The sequence below is a fragment of the Bacillus cereus group sp. MG16 genome, from assembly GCF_040459875.1.
In the GTDB taxonomy this organism is placed as follows: Bacteria; Bacillota; Bacilli; order Bacillales; family Bacillaceae_G; genus Bacillus_A; species Bacillus_A paranthracis.
In genome coordinates this window covers 4,365,998-4,381,916 of record NZ_JARVHE010000001.1, presented here as the reverse complement: position 1 = coordinate 4,381,916, position 15,919 = coordinate 4,365,998, and the positions used below count along the sequence as shown (strand labels likewise).

Here is a 15,919-nt window from a genome sequence, read left to right as displayed (position 1 = left end):
TCTATATTTAATTTTTATATCAGACTTAAGAATACACCATTTCATTGTAATGGTAAATAGATGAAGAGCCGGGATAAACCGACTTTAATTTCTATATTTTTCAACGAAATTGTATGTTTTATGCAAGGTGATATACAAATTACGAGATTATTAGACAGAAAATTAAGAAAAAAGAAGGGTTTTTCACATCCTTTCTATAATTATATAAGTATAATCTTTGTGTAGAAAAGAGGGGTATATATAATGGAAGTAACAAGTAAAACAGAATCTGTCATTGTGAAATATGAAGGGCACGTTGCAACGGTTATGGTCAATCGCCCAGAGGTGTTAAATGCATTAGATGAGCCAACGTTAAAAGAGTTGTTACAAAAGCTGAAAGAAGTAGCGGAGAGTTCTGCACACATTGTTGTGTTATGCGGGAACGGCCGTGGTTTTTCTGCGGGTGGAGATATTAAATCGATGCTTTCAAGTAATGATGAAAGTAAGTTTGATGGTATTATGAATACTATTTCTGAAGTCGTTGTGACTTTATATACGATGCCGAAGCTTGTTATTAGTGCGATTCATGGACCAACTGCTGGTCTTGGATTAAGTATTGCATTAACAGCTGATTATGTGATGGCAGATATATCATCTATTATTGCGATGAACTTTATTGGAATCGCTTTAATTCCAGATGGTGGCGGCCATTTCTTCCTTCAGAAGCGCGTTGGTGAAAATATGACGAAGCAAATTATTTGGGAAGGAAAGAAATTATCGGCGAGCGAAGCGCTTGATATCGGTTTAATTGATGAAGTAATCGGCGAAGATTTCCAAACGGCTGTGAAGCAAAAAATTAGTGAATGGTCACAAAAGCCAATCAAAGCGATGATTCAAACGAAGCAAATTTTATGTGAAGTAAATCGCTCCAATTTAGAACAAACGCTGCAGCTTGAAAAACGCGGCCAATATGCGATGAGACAAACAGCGGATCATAAAGAGGGCATCGCTGCATTTTTAGAAAAACGTTTGCCAGCATTTAAAGGAGAATAAAGTGTAGTGGTAGTTTTACTGCCGGCTAATTTAGGATAAAGGGGAGAAAGTGCTAACACATTTTAGTATAATTGTGTTAGCACTTTTTTTTAGGAGTAATATATGAAGAAAATTATTGGTGTTATCGTTATTATTTTACTTACATATTATGCTTTGCATAGTACACCATCTCTTGCGGTACGAACTGCACTATTCTTTGAAGGGCATCCAATTGTTGCTTTCTCAGGTGAAGTGGAGAAAGAACGGGATGTGAAAAAAGAGGCGATTCCTGATGAGTACCAAACCTTATATGGCGATAAGAAAGAAGAACCAGAGCATTATTTCTTTCCGGCAGTAAGGGCACATGGATCAGGAATTGATATGTTAAGTGCTTGTGTGAAAAAAGAGTGGTTATTTTATAAGGCAGAGCTCGGCTGCTATTAAACATAGGAGGATGAATGATGTCAGCATATAACAAGTTAGTAAGAGATCGTGTTCCAGAGAAGATTTTAATGTCTGGAAAAACATATACAGCACAAAAATTAACAGGACAAGCATACATACAAGCTTTAGCGAAAATTGGAACAGAAGAAATTCGTGAATTTGCTTCTATGAAAGAGCGTGAACATGCGCTTGATTCTCTTGCGGATGCACTGGAAGTAATCATATCATTAGCACGTGCAGAAGGTGCAACAATTGAAGATGTAGAACGTCTTCGTAAGCAGAAAGAGATAGAGCGCGGTGGGTTTGAAAGAGGTATTTACTTGTTGGATGTTTCAGAAGAATAGATTTGTAGAGAAAGCATAGCGTTACTCATTAACGCTATGCTTTTTTGTTGCAATTAAACTAATAATGAAGAAGATAGCTGTTAATACCCAGCCGATTATAATAGAAGTAGTAGTATGAACTGCATAAGAAACTTGTAAACAAAGTAATGATGCTAGAAACCAAATGAGTGCAATGTGTACATATTTTTTTGATATATTCATATTGTATAACTCCTTTTATATACTAAAGTGAATTTTACTATAATTTAGAAAATTAAACTATATGAGTAGAGGATTTATAGTAAATTCGGTATACTAAATAATAGGAAAAATGAGGAGGAAATGACAATGGCACATCATACGAAAGAAACGATGAAATTGATTAAGGAGCTTGTCTCTATTCCAAGTCCATCTGGAAATACAGAGAAAATTATTCGTTTTATTGAAAACTATGTAAGTGAGTGGAATGTAGAAACGAAGCGTAACAATAAAGGTGCTCTTATTTTAACGGTAAAAGGGAAAAATGATGCACAGCACCGTTTATTAACAGCACATGTTGATACGTTAGGTGCGATGGTAAAAGAAATTAAGCCAGATGGTCGTCTGAGTCTTTCTATGATTGGCGGATTTCGCTGGAACTCTGTAGAAGGGGAATATTGCGAAATTGAAACATCAAGTGGCAAGACGTATACAGGAACGATTTTAATGCATCAAACATCTGTACATGTATATAAAGATGCAGGTGAAGCGAAACGCGATGAGAAAAATATTGAGGTTCGTATTGATGAGCGCGTATTTTCAGGTGATGAAGTACGTGAATTAGGAATTGAAGTAGGAGACTTCGTTTCATTTGATCCACGCGTTCAAATTACAGAGAGTGGGTACATAAAATCACGTCATTTAGATGACAAAGTAAGTGTTGCGATTCTATTAAAATTAATTAAGCGATTACAAGATGAAAACGTAACATTACCATATACAACTCATTTCTTAATTTCTAACAATGAAGAGATTGGATACGGTGGTAACTCTAACATTCCAGAAGAAACGGTTGAATATTTAGCGGTTGATATGGGAGCGCTAGGTGATGGACAAGCATCTGACGAGTATACAGTATCTATTTGTGCAAAAGACTCTAGTGGTCCGTATCATTATGCACTACGTAAACATTTAGTAGAGCTTGCGAAAACGAACAATATTGAATATAAAGTAGACATTTATCCTTACTATGGATCGGATGCATCAGCTGCGATTCGGGCTGGATTTGATGTGAAACATGCATTAATTGGAGCGGGTATTGATTCTTCTCATGCATTTGAGCGTACACATGAAAGTTCGATTGCTCATACAGAAGCACTTGTTTATGCATATGTATTATCAGAGATGATTGCAGAATAAGAAAAGAAATAGGCTACCTCTAGTAGCCTATTTTTTGTTTGCAGAGAAATCAACTTTATTTAACAAAGAGTAAATTAATTGTAATTTATTTTACAATATTAAGAAAGTAGGTTTACTACATAATTCGAGTATTATAAAATAATAGAGGCGCACTAATTTTTTTTGTTCGAATTTGTCGAAATTTATATATTAAGATTACGCGTTATTAAAAGATGATTGTCGAGAGGAGTATTATTTTTTATGAAGTATCGTGCAGTCGCGGCAGGTATTTTAGCCGCAAGTTTATTATCGTCTCCAGTAAGTAGTTTCGCAGCAGCGAAGAAGTTTTCGGATGTTCCTTCATGGGCGCAAGAATCAGTTGATTATTTAGTAGGAAAAAAGGCGCTTGATGGAAAGCCAGATGGAACGTTTTCTCCATCTGAAGCAGTAGATAGAGGATCAGCTGCAAAAATTTTAGCAGTCGTTCTTGGTTTACCAATTGATCCAAAAGCAAAGCCATCTTTTAAAGATGCACAAAACCATTGGGCAGCTCCGTACATTGCTGCAGTGGAAAAAGCAGGTGTAATTAGTGGAGATGGTACTGGTAAATTTAATCCATCAAGCCAAATTAACCGTGCATCTATGGCATCTATGTTAGTACAAGCATACTCATTAGATAAGAAAATTATTGGAGAACTTCCAACACAGTTTAAAGATTTGGAACCTCATTGGGGCAAGAAACAAGCTAATATTTTAGTAGCTTTAGAGATTTCTAAAGGTACGGGAAATGGCTGGGAGCCTGAAGGAACTGTAACTCGTGCAGAAGCAGCTCAGTTTATTGCGGTGGCTGATCAAAATAAAACAGATACATCAAAAAGAATGTATATGAACAGAAACTTTATTACATATCATCAACCATCATTATCATCTGGTATTACTGATGTTCAGCATAAGCCACAAATGGTTGTAGTGAAAGAACAAAGAGCAGACGGCTGGTTAAAAATTGTAACAAGTAAAGGTGAGAAGTGGACACCTCTAACAGAAAAAACAGAAACGATTAATGAAGGATTTACTACTTATGAAACAGCTTCACATAGTTCTAAAGTGCTAGGTACATATAATGCACAAACAGTAACGGTTATGGAAGAGAGTGGAAGTTGGATTCGTATCCGCGTAGGCGCTGGTTTCCAATGGGTTGATAAAAATCAATTAAACCCAGTAAAACAAGAGAACTTCTTAGAAGGTAAAGCAATTATTATTGATCCAGGTCACGGTGGAATTGACTCGGGTAATGTTGGTTATTACGAGAAAGAAAGTCAAATCGTATTAGATACATCTTTACGATTACAAAAACTATTTGAGAAAAAGACACCATTTACTGTTAAGTTAACACGTACGAACGATACACGCCCAGGAGTAGATTCTAGTGATTCTTTAAGAAAAAGAGTAGAATTTGCTAATGAAAATAATGGTGATATTTTCGTAAGTATTCACGGTAACGGTTCTACAGGTAAAGATGGACACGGTACAGAAACATTCTATTATGCAGCAGCACCGACAAGATCAACGAATCCACATACGGAAGACAGTCGCTTATTAGCAGAAAAAATTCAAAAGCGCCTTGTAGCAGCTCTTGGAACAAAAGATCGTGGTGTGAAAAAGGATAATTGGTACGTAGTAAAATATAATACAATGCCAGCTGTATTAGCAGAATTAGCATTTGTAGATAATAAGGATGATGCAAATAAACTCGCTACACCAGCACAGAAGCAAAGTGCAGCAGAAGCGATTTATCAAGGTATTTTAGATTATTACGAAGCAAAGGGTAATAACGTATCTTCTTTCCGTTAATACATTAAAAGAGATTGCCAATAGGCAGTCTCTTTTATTTATTAACGTTTCTCTTTATTTCCGGCATGTGATATCATTTAATTTTATATAAGAAAGTATTGTAATTATAACGATATAGAGGATGATCATAGATTGAATAATCATAGGAAAACACCTGCATGTATATATACGTATGCATTTCGTGAGGAGGAGCGTGCTTTATGTTACTTGGAAATGCGCTCGTTCTTTGGAATGGAGTCCCACGTTAATATTTTGAAAAGTGATGTCAAAATTGACCCGAGTAGAAGTCCTTTTATGAAAGAGCGCGTTGAGGTTATGTATGAAGGAGACGACTTAGAAAGTATTCTAAAACAAGTGGAACAAATTGATTTGGCGGGGGCGTCGTTTAAAGTTATCTTCGTTAAAATCAATGACTTGGTTGGAGAAAATAAAATTGAATATGGAGAAAGACGTCTTATTGAGAGAGACCTCGGCATGCATATTGAAGGAGAAGCCGATGTTCGTAATCCAGAGCGTGTATTCGGGATTGTTCCTCTTGGAGGACGCTGGTACTTCGGACACTATGTAGAAAGTGAACCAGTTTGGTATCATCACATAAAAAAACCGCATAGCTATTCGACATCTCTTAGTACACGTGTTGCGCGATCAGTTGCAAATATCGCTGTACCAAATCCAGAGGGAGTGCGAGCAATTGACCCATGCTGCGGCATTGGAACAGTAGTAGTAGAAGCACTTTCTATGGGGATTAACATCGTTGGTAGAGATATTAATCCACTTGTGGTTCTTGGAACGAGAAAAAACATCGCACATTTCGGGTTTGAAGGAACAGTAACAAAAGGCCCAATTGAAGAAATTACTGAGAACTACGACGTCGCAATTATCGATATGCCGTATGATTTATTCACTCACGCAACACCAGAAGATCAATTCTCGATTCTTTCAAGCGCACGCCGCATCGCTAAAAAGGTAGTCGTTGTCACGATGGAAACGATGGACGACATGATACATGAAGCGGGATTTGAAATTACAGATCGCTGTATTACAAGAAAAGGATCATTTTCTAGACAAATTCTTGTTTGTGAATAAGGAAGGAAGGTCACCCGTGTGGGTGACCTTTTTTTATTGTAGTTTGATGTGTGATTGGTTGGTGGAATGGAGGAGTGGTTTGACGAAATTTGTCGGTAAGTCGATATTTCATGTCGAATCGCCGATATATTGTGTGGAATCGCTGATAAATTTAAAAAATCGCTGATATATTCTAAGAATCGCCGATATCGTTACATTAGAATATTACTGTTCTTTTAATTTCTCTTGTTGTGCAAGTAGTAAATTGCGCAAGATGTGTCCGCGGTAACTTTCTAGTTTGCGTCCTTCATGATAACGCACGCCTAATTTTTTTAGTTCAGCTACGTACCAGCCTTTTGTTCCGTAGTACATTGGATCACTTCCTTTTTGCTTTTGAACAGTATATGTTGGGGGTGGAAGTAACTTTCCAGTGAAAATAATAAGCCTGGCTGTATCAAGTGGTTCCATAAAATAGCTTCTGGATCGTGTATAAAAAAATAGACAGTAGTGTATGCTTTTTTAAACAATGTATACAAATTTATACCCTATGCGTTGGCATGATATTTGCAATAAAAAGAGTATCAACATATAGGGGAGAGATGGAAATGAAGGTTAGTAAAGTGTATACGACAATTGATGCTCACGTAGCTGGGGAACCACTTCGAATTATTACAGGAGGCATGCCAGAAATAAAGGGAGAAACGCAGCTAGAAAGACGTGCATATTGCATGGAACATTTGGATCATCTTCGCGAAGTTCTTATGTATGAACCGAGAGGACATCACGGTATGTACGGTTGTATCATTACTCCGCCTGCGAGTGCTCACGCTGATTTTGGTGTGTTATTTATGCACAATGAAGGATGGAGTACGATGTGTGGACACGGCATTATCGCTGTTATTACAGTCGGAATTGAGACAGGTATGTTTGAAGTGACAGGTGAGAAACAAAAGTTCATTATTGATAGCCCTGCTGGGGAAGTCATTGCGTACGCAACATATAGGGGGAGTGAAGTAGAGTCCGTATCATTTGAAAACGTTCCTTCATTTGTATACAAAAAAGACGTTCCTATTAAAATAGATAACTATGAGTTTCAAGTAGATATCGCATTTGGCGGAGCTTTTTACGCTGTTGTGGAGAGTAAAGAATTTGGTTTGAAAGTTGATTTTAAAGACTTAGCTGCTATTCAAACGTGGGGCGGTAAAATTAAGCGCTACATTGAGAGTCAGATGGAAGTTAAGCACCCACTTGAAGAAGGGTTAAAAGGAATATACGGCGTTATTTTCTCAGATGAACCGAAAGGGGAAGGCGCAACGTTACGAAATGTAACGATTTTTGCTGACGGGCAAGTAGATCGTTCTCCTTGCGGCACAGGAACTTCCGCAAGAATCGCAACTCTTTTTGCAAAAGATGCCCTGCAAAAGGGAGAAATTTTCGTCCACGAATGCATTACTGACGGGAAATTCGAAGGGGAAGTATTGTCGGTAACAGCGGTACATACATATGAAGCTGTCGTTCCGAAAGTAACGGGGCATGCATTTATTACAGGATTTCATCAGTTCGTTATAGACCCGAGAGATGATTTGAATCGGGGATTTTTGTTAGGATAGAAGAAGGAGGTGGAAAGATATGCTAGTCCTAAGCGCGAACGAACAACGAAACTTAGTAAATATGAATGAAGTCATTGAATATGCGGCGCTTGCCTTAAAAGAGTTTTCCGCAGAAAGAACAATCACGCCAATTCGCGGTTCATTACCATTTGCGAACGAGCAAAATACGGCATTAATTATGCCTTCAGTCGCAGAAGGGCTTGAGGCACTTGGTTTAAAAGTAGTAACAGTAGTCCCCGAGAACAAAAAGATAGGAAAGAAAACGATAAACGGGATTGTGATGCTATCAGACTTTCAAACGGGAGAACCGCTCGCACTTTTAGAAGGCTCGTACTTAACGATGATTCGAACAGGCGCCTTATCAGGAGTAGCGACAAAACATTTAGCTCGTCATAACGCAAAAACGTTATGTATTATCGGGACAGGCGAACAAGCGAAGGGAATGGCCGAAGCTGTATTTGCAGTTAGACATATTGAAAAAGTCATTTTATACAATCGAACAGAAGAAAAAGCGTATGCATTCTCGCAATATATACAAGAGAAATTTGGTAAACCTGCGTACGTTTACACAAGTGCAAATGAAGCAATGAGCGAAGCAGACATCATCATCACAACTACGAACGCATCCACACCAGTCTTCTCAAAAAAACTACAAAAAGGCGTCCACGTAAACGCCGTCGGTTCATTCAGGCCAAGTATGCAAGAACTACCATCCCACGCTATCACGAGTGCAAATAAAGTAGTAGTCGAATCAAAAGAAGCAGCACTAGAAGAAACAGGGGACCTTCAAGTTCCGATACAAGAAGGTTTATTTAAAGCAAGCGATATCCACGCTGAACTTGGTCAAATTATAAGCGGGGAAAAAGCAGGTAGGGAGAACGATGAAGAGGTTACTGTTTTTAAATCGGTTGGTTTGGCGGTAGTGGATATAATTGTTGCGAAGTATTTGTATGAGAGAGCGGTGGAGTGCGGCGTGGGAAATAAGATTGAGTTTTGAGGGAGACTGCCTTTTGGTGGTCTTTTTAATTTTGGGTTGAGGGGTAATAACATTTGGTCCTTTCCAAGAAAAGTAAAGAGTTGCATCAAAGTTATTTTAGGTGTTATGAAGAACTGCGTCATTTATTTCTACATGTTTCTAAATTTTATAACTGCTGTACAGTATCACCATAACCACTACTAGCATTTCCATCGTCTTAAAAAAGATTTATAGTTATATTATAAATCTTCTTAAGGAGAGGGTATATTGAATAAGAAAAACAGGATGAATATTGCTATTTTAACAATTTTATTATTAATAATAGGCTACATATTTTATACAATGTACGGCAAAAATATTACGCAAGATAAAGCTTCAAAAGTAGCAATAAAATACATGACGGATAAAGAAAATATAGATCTCGTAGTTACTAAAGTCGAGACTTTACATGGAGTACGTGAAGGTTTTATTGATGTAGAAGGTTATTCTAAAAATGATAAGAAAAAGGTAATCCGCGTTACGATAAACAAAACGCAAAACTATTTAGTCTCCGGTTGGGGATTTAAGGATCAAAGGTAAATGATTAGATTACTCAAATAGTAAATTCAAATGAGAGAAAGGCACCTTAAGGTGCCTTTTTTAACTAGATTTATTATTAACTAATTTATCTCTACCACCAAGCTCCGCCTCAATCTGCGAAGTCTTCGATGACTCTGCCATACGCCAATACGTAATAAAGCTGATCGCGATACATCCGGCTACGTAGAAGTAGAATAGTGATTCCATTCCGATACTCTTTAGCCATAATGCGATGAACTCAGCTGTTCCGCCAAATATCGCAACGGTTAGTGCATATGGTAAACCTACGCCTAGTGCACGAATTTCAGTTGGGAAGAGTTCTGCTTTTACAATTGCATTAATCGATGTGTAACCAGTAACGATAATGAGACCGAACATCATGAGTAAGAATGCTACGATTGGTTCTGACGTTTTTTCCATAAAGAAGAAGATTGGCGCTGTTAGTAATGTTCCGAGAATACCGAATACCATTAATAGTGGGCGGCGTCCAATTTTATCAGATAGTAGACCTGCAATCGGTTGAAGTACGACGAAAATAAGTAGTGCGACAAAGTTAATCCAGCTTACAACTTCTTTCGGAAGACCGACTGTGTTTACCATGAACTTTTGTAAATATGTTGTGTACGTATAGAATGCGACAGTGCCTCCGAGTGTTAGGCCGACTACTGTTAATACTGCTTTCGGATGTTTCATAAGAGCGCGAACGGTTCCTGCGCTTTCGCGTTTTTGTGATTTTATGTTTGAGAACTGCTCCGATTCATCCATCGTACGGCGAAGCCATAATACAGCTACTGCGCCCATCGCTCCAATAATGAATGGAATACGCCATCCCCAAGCTTTCATATCTGGTTCGCTTAGTAATTGCTGAAGAACAATTTGAACGCCTAACGCAACCATTTGTCCAGCAACGAGCGTTACATATTGGAAGCTTGAATAAAAACCACGGCGACCACTACTAGCCATTTCAGATAAATACGTTGCGGAAGTTCCATACTCTCCGCCAAGCGATAATCCTTGTAGTAAACGGGCAAGAACTAAAATAATTGGTGCCATAATACCGATGCTTTCATAACTAGGTGTACAGGCGATAATGAAAGAACCACCGGCCATAACTGTAATCGAAAGTGTTAATGCTGCCCGGCGTCCGTGCCGATCCGCATAACGTCCCATTAATAAACTTCCGATAGGGCGCATTAAAAATCCAACTGCGAAAATAGCCGCTGTGTTCAGTAACTGACTCGTTGGATCTCCTTTAGGAAAGAACTCCGCTGAAAAATAAACAGCGAAAGCAGAGTAAACGTACCAGTCGTACCATTCAATTAAATTACCGACAGAACCTTTGAAAATATTGCCGGCGACTCGGTTTGATTTTACTTGAGCCATACTAATTCCTCCTCGTGCTTATAAATAAAATGATAATTATGAAAGCGTGTTCATTATAGTTGAATTGTACTGTTTGTAGAATGAAATCTCAGTATTATGACAATTTTATTCTTTTTGTACTTTATGTACATGGAGAGTTTTAATAGTTGCTTCATTATTCGTTTTGTCATAATAATAGAAAAAGGAGATTGATAGTTTTGAATATTTTATCAAAGGATATGAAGTATGAAGAAATCACGCAAAGTGTCATTACAAACGAAAATAGTAAGCTTAATTATTACGTTAATTTTATTTGTCGTTCTCCTGTTAGCAGGAATATTTGTTTACATTCAGTCCATTGATACGAAGCGTCAAGTGGAGCAACTAGCACTGCAAACGGCTAAATCTCTTTCTTTTATGCCTGCTATAAAAGATGCTTTTCAAAATAACGAGCATAAAAGTACGATCCAATCCATTGCGGAACAAGTTCGTGAGCAAGCTGGTGCAGATACTGTCATTGTAGAAGATCGCTCTGGGGTTATGTATTCACATTCTAATTCTGAGTTGATTGGAACAAAGAATAACAATCCATATAACTATGAAGCACTTACTTTTGGCGGTTATTATACGCTCGAAGGAAATGGTGTAAGTGGTCCGGCTTTAATGGCGAAAGCACCGATTATTGTTCATAACGGAGACTATGATCAAGTAGTAGGTGTTGTGACAGTGGAGTTTTTAATAAAAGGCATTGAATCTAACATATTGAGCAGAACGAAAGAAATTATACTCTTTTCCTTAGCTGTATTATTAGCAGGCATTGTAGGTGGCATCCTTTTAGCACGTAGCATTCGGAAAGATACACTCGGTTTAGAGCCGAATGAAATCGCAGCGCTATACCGGGAACGAAGCGCAATACTATTATCTATAAAAGAAGGAATTATCGCCATTGATCAAAATGGTTTTATTACGATGATGAACACTTCGGCAGAAGAAATGTTGCATGTAAATGGCGATTATATGCAGCAGCACATTTCAAAAGTTTTACCAGAATTTCATATGGAGAGAGTGCTAGAAAATGATCAAGAAATCGCATTTCAAGATAAAGTACCGATACTTGAAAATAATAGTACGGTAGGCGTTGTATGTAGTTTTAGAGATAAAACTGAACTGCAAAATCTAGTGAACACAATATCAGAGGTAAGAAAGTATTCAGAGGACTTACGTGCTCAAACACATGAATTTACAAATAAACTTTTCGTCTTATCAGGATTACTTCAGTTAGGACATTACAAGGAAGCGATTGAATTTATCCAGCAAGAATCTAATATTCATCAAAGCCAAAACCATATTTTATTCCATCAAATTCACGATGCGAAAGTACAAGCTATTTTATTAGGAAAGCTCGCAACAGCGTCTGAGAAGAAAATTGATTTTCATATTGAAGGAGATAGTGCGCTTCATCCGTTACCAGACCATATAAAAGTGTCTCACCTCATTACGATCCTTGGAAACATAATCGATAATGCGTTTGATGCGGTGAGTGAACGAGAGGAAAAGAATGTTTCTTTCTTCGTTACGGATATTGGGCACGATATTGTGTTTGAAGTGATAGATAGCGGAATAGGGATACCGGCAGAAAAAATAGTGACCATTTTTCAAAAAGGATTTTCAACGAAAGGAAATAATCGTGGTTACGGACTAGCAAACGTGAAAGAAATGGTAGATCTACTAGAAGGAACAATTGAAATTCAAAACGAGAAAAATGGGGGAACTATTTTTACAATTTACCTTCCGAAAACATTGAAAGAAAGTACATGACAAACAGGGGGATGGGCATATGTTGAAGGTCGCAATTGCAGAAGATGATTTCCGCGTCGCGCAAATTCAGGAAGAGTTTTTATCAAAAATAAAGGACGTAAAAGTAATCGGAAAAGCATTGAACGCGAAAGAAACGATGGAATTACTACAAAAGGAAGAAATCGATTTACTTCTATTAGATAACTATTTACCAGATGGAATCGGAACAGACTTATTGCCACAAATTCATGCTGACTTTCCAAATGTTGACGTCATTATGGTTACGGCGGCGAATGAAAACCATATGCTAGAAAAAGCAATTCGAAATGGCGTAAGTAACTACCTTATAAAACCGGTCACGTTAGAAAAGTTTGTTCGCACAATTGAAGACTATAAAAGAAAGAAGCAACTATTACATAGTAATAATGAAGTAAATCAAGCACTAATCGATAACTTCTTCGGGACTTCGCAAACACAAGACATAAAAAACTTACCGACAGGCGTTGATCCGTTAACACTGCAAAAAGTGAAAGGTATTATAAAAGGATTCGAAGAGGGCATTACAATAGAAGAAATGGGAGAACAAATGGGCGCCTCCAGAACAACCGCAAGAAGATATTTAGAATACTTAGTAGCGACAAACGAATGCACAGTAGAGTACACATACGGCATTATCGGACGACCAGAACGAAAATATCGAATAGGACGAGGACTATGAAAAAGCGATTATTACTATGTATATGGATCATGACAGGAGTAATAGCTGGTTGTTCCTCTGAAAAATCCCAAACGAATACAGTAAACATAGAAGAAGTAGAAATCGTTGCGCCGAATGTTCCAGGAGCTGGATGGGACTTAACAGCGCGGGCAATGCAAAAAACGCTAACAGAAGAAAAAATCTTCACAAAACCAATCACAGTCACAAACAAAGTAGGTGGCAGCGGTGACGTCGGATGGAAATATACGAAACAAAAAGGCGGTCACGTACTGGCGATTAACTCAAGCTTACTCATAACGAACAACCTACTAGGCCACAGTAAACTAACATATAAAGACTTCACACCGATCGCAACATTAGCGTCGGATTGGGAGGTCGTTGTCGTCTCAAAAGAATCAAACATAGAAAACGCAAACGAACTAATGGAACAACTAAAACAAGACAAGAAAAACTTCAAAATCGGCGTTGCCCCAGGCCTAGGAAACGACGATCACCTATCCTTCGTACAAGTAAGCAAAGCCTTCGGCATAAACCCAGCCGAACTACAATTTTTCGTCTACGAAAACAAAGAAAAAATCATAAACGCCCTAACGAACAAACAAATAGGCGCCGCAACCATTACCCTATCCGAAGCCGAAAAACAATACAAAGCCGGCAAAATAAAAATACTAGCCGTATCCGCACCAAAACGCCTAGACCGACTACCAGAAATCCCAACATGGAAAGAACAAGGCATCAACGTCATATTCCAGCACTGGAAAGGCATTATGGGCCCGAAAGATATGACGGAGGAAGAGGTTGCTTATTGGGATGGTGTTATTAAGAAGATGGTGGAGAGTGATAGTTGGAAGGGGATTTTGAGGGAGCGGGGTTGGAATTCTTATTATAAGGATAGTGGGGAGAGTAGTGAGGAGTATGGGGAGTTAGTGGGGAATGATAAGGATTATTAAATTTTACAACGTATTGAAAACAGTATTTGGAATAAAAACTAAGGATTTGATGGTTAAAGGTCGGATACTTATTGAACTGAAAAATATTGAAGTTGACCATGCATTATAGGTGAGTGTTATCTAAATACTAGAGTATGAAAATTAAAACAAGGAATGCTAGCATTCCTTGTTTATTTTGTGCTTTATTAAACGGAAAAATCTGCATAGAATGTTCCATCCTGGAGAAGAGAAAGGTGAATATCATCTCTACCATATTGTAAGAGATTATTTCTTGTAACTAGAGCATTAGGTGGAAGACCTAACCTTTTTCTAATATAAACCCCTAAGACGTTTTTGTTTGGAAAAGAGCATAAGTTTTTGGGGTATTGTCTACCGTTAAGGGGCTGTGATCCTTCAAGAGCAGCATCCATTAGTACACCATCATCCCAAATTAATTCGATAGAATCATTTTGTCTATTCGACCTACCAAGACCTAAACTTCTAATAGGGTGCGCTTGTTTAGGGGGAAATAGTCGTGGATACGCTCGAATATGGCTTGTACGGATAGGAATATACCCGTCACCCGGATTGTTGTGACCGTTAGGGCTATGTCCCCAGTTTAATCCACTACTGAGTGGAACCTCTCCTGTAGCTGGATTATATAAAATCATACTACAAATATTTCTAGTATCTGTGAGAGAATGAGGGATGGGATCCTTAGGTATAAATGTAGCAGAAGTACACTCCACAGTATTTGATAGAATCTGATTTAAATACGTATTTAAATCAGAAAAGGTATCAATAGTGGTTTCTGCTAAGTTTTCCCTAAATGGAATGTTTAAACCATTTGTACTAAAGTTTGCTGAACCTATTAAAGCATATACAATATTACCGTTATTTCTCCATATATAGCATTTTGAATGAATAGGTATATTTGAATATAGAATATTGATATGCGGTGGATTATGTATGTTGATTAATGTATCATGTAACTGGTTTGATATTGATTCACTACCAAACATTCCATAAATTACAGTTGAATTTATGGGGAGTGTTCTCAAGCGTTGAACTGGATTTGGTCCAACATATCCTGAAATAATTATAAGTTCATCACAGGTAAAGTACTGGTGGGAAGTGAAGATTTTTGTTTCAAGATTATCGGTAAAAAGCATATCAGTCCCTCTTTTATTTATAAGATTTAATTTTATTTTAATTGATTTAGCGGAATGATTTCAATATAAAAAGTTTTAATTTAGGGAATAATCAAACAAATAATCGTTAAGATTTTGGATCTAATAATATATGAATTATGGTTAGTGTAGTTGTAATTAATAATTAAATCTTAAATTTTACCTAAATCTATTGAACATTTCTTTCAGTTAAGTTTTTTACTTAATAAAATCCAATTGTAGGGACTAAAATTAAAAAATTAGAAAATTAGAAAAATTTTCTTCCAAAATTACTAGATGGTTAATTTCGGAAGAAAGCTTTTCTAAAATTATGTAACCTTAAAGAGTATTTTAATATTAAAATACTCTTTAAGGTTACTATTTTCTTTACTTATATAAACGTTTGTTCTATTATAAACATATGTATATGTTTATGTTGAGTGTTAATTTATTTCAAAGGGGAACTGAACAAAATGGATTGTTTGAAGTTGGCCATTCAAGAAGTTGAAAATTTAAATTCTGGTGAGATATTTTTGATTAAGGATTTATTTAAAGGTTATGAATGGAATCGTTTAGCTATTGGCGATAGACGCTCGCTAGGTTCTTTATTTTTACATGAAGTAAAATATGGTGAACTAAATGAAAAAATAGAAATTGGGATTAAAAGTAGTGCAAATCAGCAACAATATAAGAAAAAATAGTATGTTA

Annotated in this window: 17 protein-coding genes; 13 read left to right on the top strand and 4 right to left on the bottom strand. The window is 37.1% G+C overall.

Features of this window, described 5'->3' with window-relative positions; genetic code table 11:
• Positions 1-243: 243 nt before the first annotated feature.
• The 3 genes from QCI73_RS22885 to QCI73_RS22875 all read left to right on the top strand — a co-directional run bounded on the left by QCI73_RS22885 (position 244) and on the right by QCI73_RS22875 (position 1,799).
• Entirely contained in the window at positions 244-1,032 is a 789-nt protein-coding gene (locus QCI73_RS22885) for an enoyl-CoA hydratase (protein WP_000454170.1), read from the top strand.
• 102 nt (positions 1,033-1,134) lie between these two features.
• Entirely contained in the window at positions 1,135-1,455 is a 321-nt protein-coding gene (locus QCI73_RS22880; protein WP_000720155.1) for a hypothetical protein, read from the top strand.
• A 17-nt stretch (positions 1,456-1,472) separates the two neighbouring features.
• Positions 1,473-1,799 (top strand): nucleoside triphosphate pyrophosphohydrolase, encoded by a 327-nt coding sequence (locus QCI73_RS22875; protein WP_001277353.1) that lies wholly within the window; start codon positions 1,473-1,475, stop codon positions 1,797-1,799.
• A gap of 21 nt (positions 1,800-1,820) precedes the next feature.
• On the opposite strand, the gene QCI73_RS22870 is transcribed toward QCI73_RS22875, so the two are convergent.
• Entirely contained in the window at positions 1,821-2,000 is a 180-nt protein-coding gene (locus QCI73_RS22870; protein ID WP_353823819.1) for a hypothetical protein, read from the bottom strand.
• Positions 2,001-2,126: 126 nt separating this feature from the next.
• On the opposite strand from QCI73_RS22870, the gene QCI73_RS22865 reads away from it, so the two are divergent.
• From QCI73_RS22865 to QCI73_RS22855, 3 genes are all read left to right on the top strand, one after another.
• Entirely contained in the window at positions 2,127-3,176 is a 1,050-nt protein-coding gene (locus QCI73_RS22865) for a M42 family metallopeptidase (RefSeq protein ID WP_353823818.1), read from the top strand.
• Between the two features lie 240 nt (positions 3,177-3,416).
• Complete coding sequence (locus QCI73_RS22860) at positions 3,417-5,006, top strand: N-acetylmuramoyl-L-alanine amidase (RefSeq protein WP_353823817.1); 1,590 nt, start codon at positions 3,417-3,419, stop codon at positions 5,004-5,006.
• A 132-nt stretch (positions 5,007-5,138) separates the two neighbouring features.
• A complete protein-coding gene (locus tag QCI73_RS22855; RefSeq protein ID WP_262725243.1) occupies positions 5,139-6,092 on the top strand; it encodes a TRM11 family SAM-dependent methyltransferase in 954 nt (317 codons plus the stop codon).
• Between the two features lie 204 nt (positions 6,093-6,296).
• Here QCI73_RS22855 and QCI73_RS22850 read toward each other — a convergent pair whose 3' ends face one another.
• The gene (locus QCI73_RS22850; protein ID WP_000433496.1) at positions 6,297-6,539 is read right to left on the bottom strand and encodes a YflJ family protein; all 243 of its coding nucleotides are present in this window, start codon (positions 6,537-6,539) and stop codon (positions 6,297-6,299) included.
• Positions 6,540-6,676: 137 nt separating this feature from the next.
• Here QCI73_RS22850 and QCI73_RS22845 point away from each other — a divergent pair, with 137 nt between their 5' ends.
• The 3 genes from QCI73_RS22845 to QCI73_RS22835 all read left to right on the top strand — a co-directional run bounded on the left by QCI73_RS22845 (position 6,677) and on the right by QCI73_RS22835 (position 9,236).
• Positions 6,677-7,681, top strand: coding sequence for a proline racemase family protein (locus QCI73_RS22845; protein ID WP_353823816.1), 1,005 nt, complete (start codon positions 6,677-6,679; stop codon positions 7,679-7,681).
• 19 nt (positions 7,682-7,700) lie between these two features.
• Entirely contained in the window at positions 7,701-8,678 is a 978-nt protein-coding gene (locus QCI73_RS22840; RefSeq protein ID WP_353823815.1) for an ornithine cyclodeaminase family protein, read from the top strand.
• Positions 8,679-8,942: 264 nt separating this feature from the next.
• The gene (locus tag QCI73_RS22835) at positions 8,943-9,236 is read left to right on the top strand and encodes a hypothetical protein (RefSeq protein ID WP_372465756.1); all 294 of its coding nucleotides are present in this window, start codon (positions 8,943-8,945) and stop codon (positions 9,234-9,236) included.
• Between the two features lie 60 nt (positions 9,237-9,296).
• Here QCI73_RS22835 and QCI73_RS22830 read toward each other — a convergent pair whose 3' ends face one another.
• Positions 9,297-10,619 (bottom strand): MFS transporter, encoded by a 1,323-nt coding sequence (locus QCI73_RS22830; RefSeq protein WP_353823814.1) that lies wholly within the window; start codon positions 10,617-10,619, stop codon positions 9,297-9,299.
• Positions 10,620-10,844: 225 nt separating this feature from the next.
• Here QCI73_RS22830 and QCI73_RS22825 point away from each other — a divergent pair, with 225 nt between their 5' ends.
• The 3 genes from QCI73_RS22825 to QCI73_RS22815 are packed head-to-tail and all read left to right on the top strand — an operon-like array spanning position 10,845 to position 14,063.
• Positions 10,845-12,416 (top strand): ATP-binding protein, encoded by a 1,572-nt coding sequence (locus QCI73_RS22825; protein ID WP_353823813.1) that lies wholly within the window; start codon positions 10,845-10,847, stop codon positions 12,414-12,416.
• A gap of 19 nt (positions 12,417-12,435) precedes the next feature.
• Positions 12,436-13,113: a response regulator gene (locus QCI73_RS22820; protein ID WP_242296147.1), complete on the top strand. Its 678-nt coding sequence runs from the start codon at positions 12,436-12,438 to the stop codon at positions 13,111-13,113.
• Positions 13,110-14,063 (top strand): tripartite tricarboxylate transporter substrate binding protein, encoded by a 954-nt coding sequence (locus QCI73_RS22815; protein WP_353823812.1) that lies wholly within the window; start codon positions 13,110-13,112, stop codon positions 14,061-14,063. The genes QCI73_RS22820 and QCI73_RS22815 overlap by 4 nt, the downstream gene beginning before the upstream one ends.
• Before the next feature lie 185 nt (positions 14,064-14,248).
• Here the strand turns inward: QCI73_RS22815 and QCI73_RS22810 are convergent, their stop codons facing one another.
• On the bottom strand, positions 14,249-15,214 hold the full coding sequence (locus tag QCI73_RS22810; protein WP_353823811.1) for a restriction endonuclease PLD domain-containing protein: 966 nt from the start codon (positions 15,212-15,214) through the stop codon (positions 14,249-14,251).
• A 470-nt stretch (positions 15,215-15,684) separates the two neighbouring features.
• Between QCI73_RS22810 and QCI73_RS22805 the strand changes: the two genes are divergently transcribed.
• Entirely contained in the window at positions 15,685-15,912 is a 228-nt protein-coding gene (locus QCI73_RS22805; protein WP_002125643.1) for a single-stranded DNA-binding protein, read from the top strand.
• The last annotated feature ends 7 nt before the right edge of the window (positions 15,913-15,919 follow it).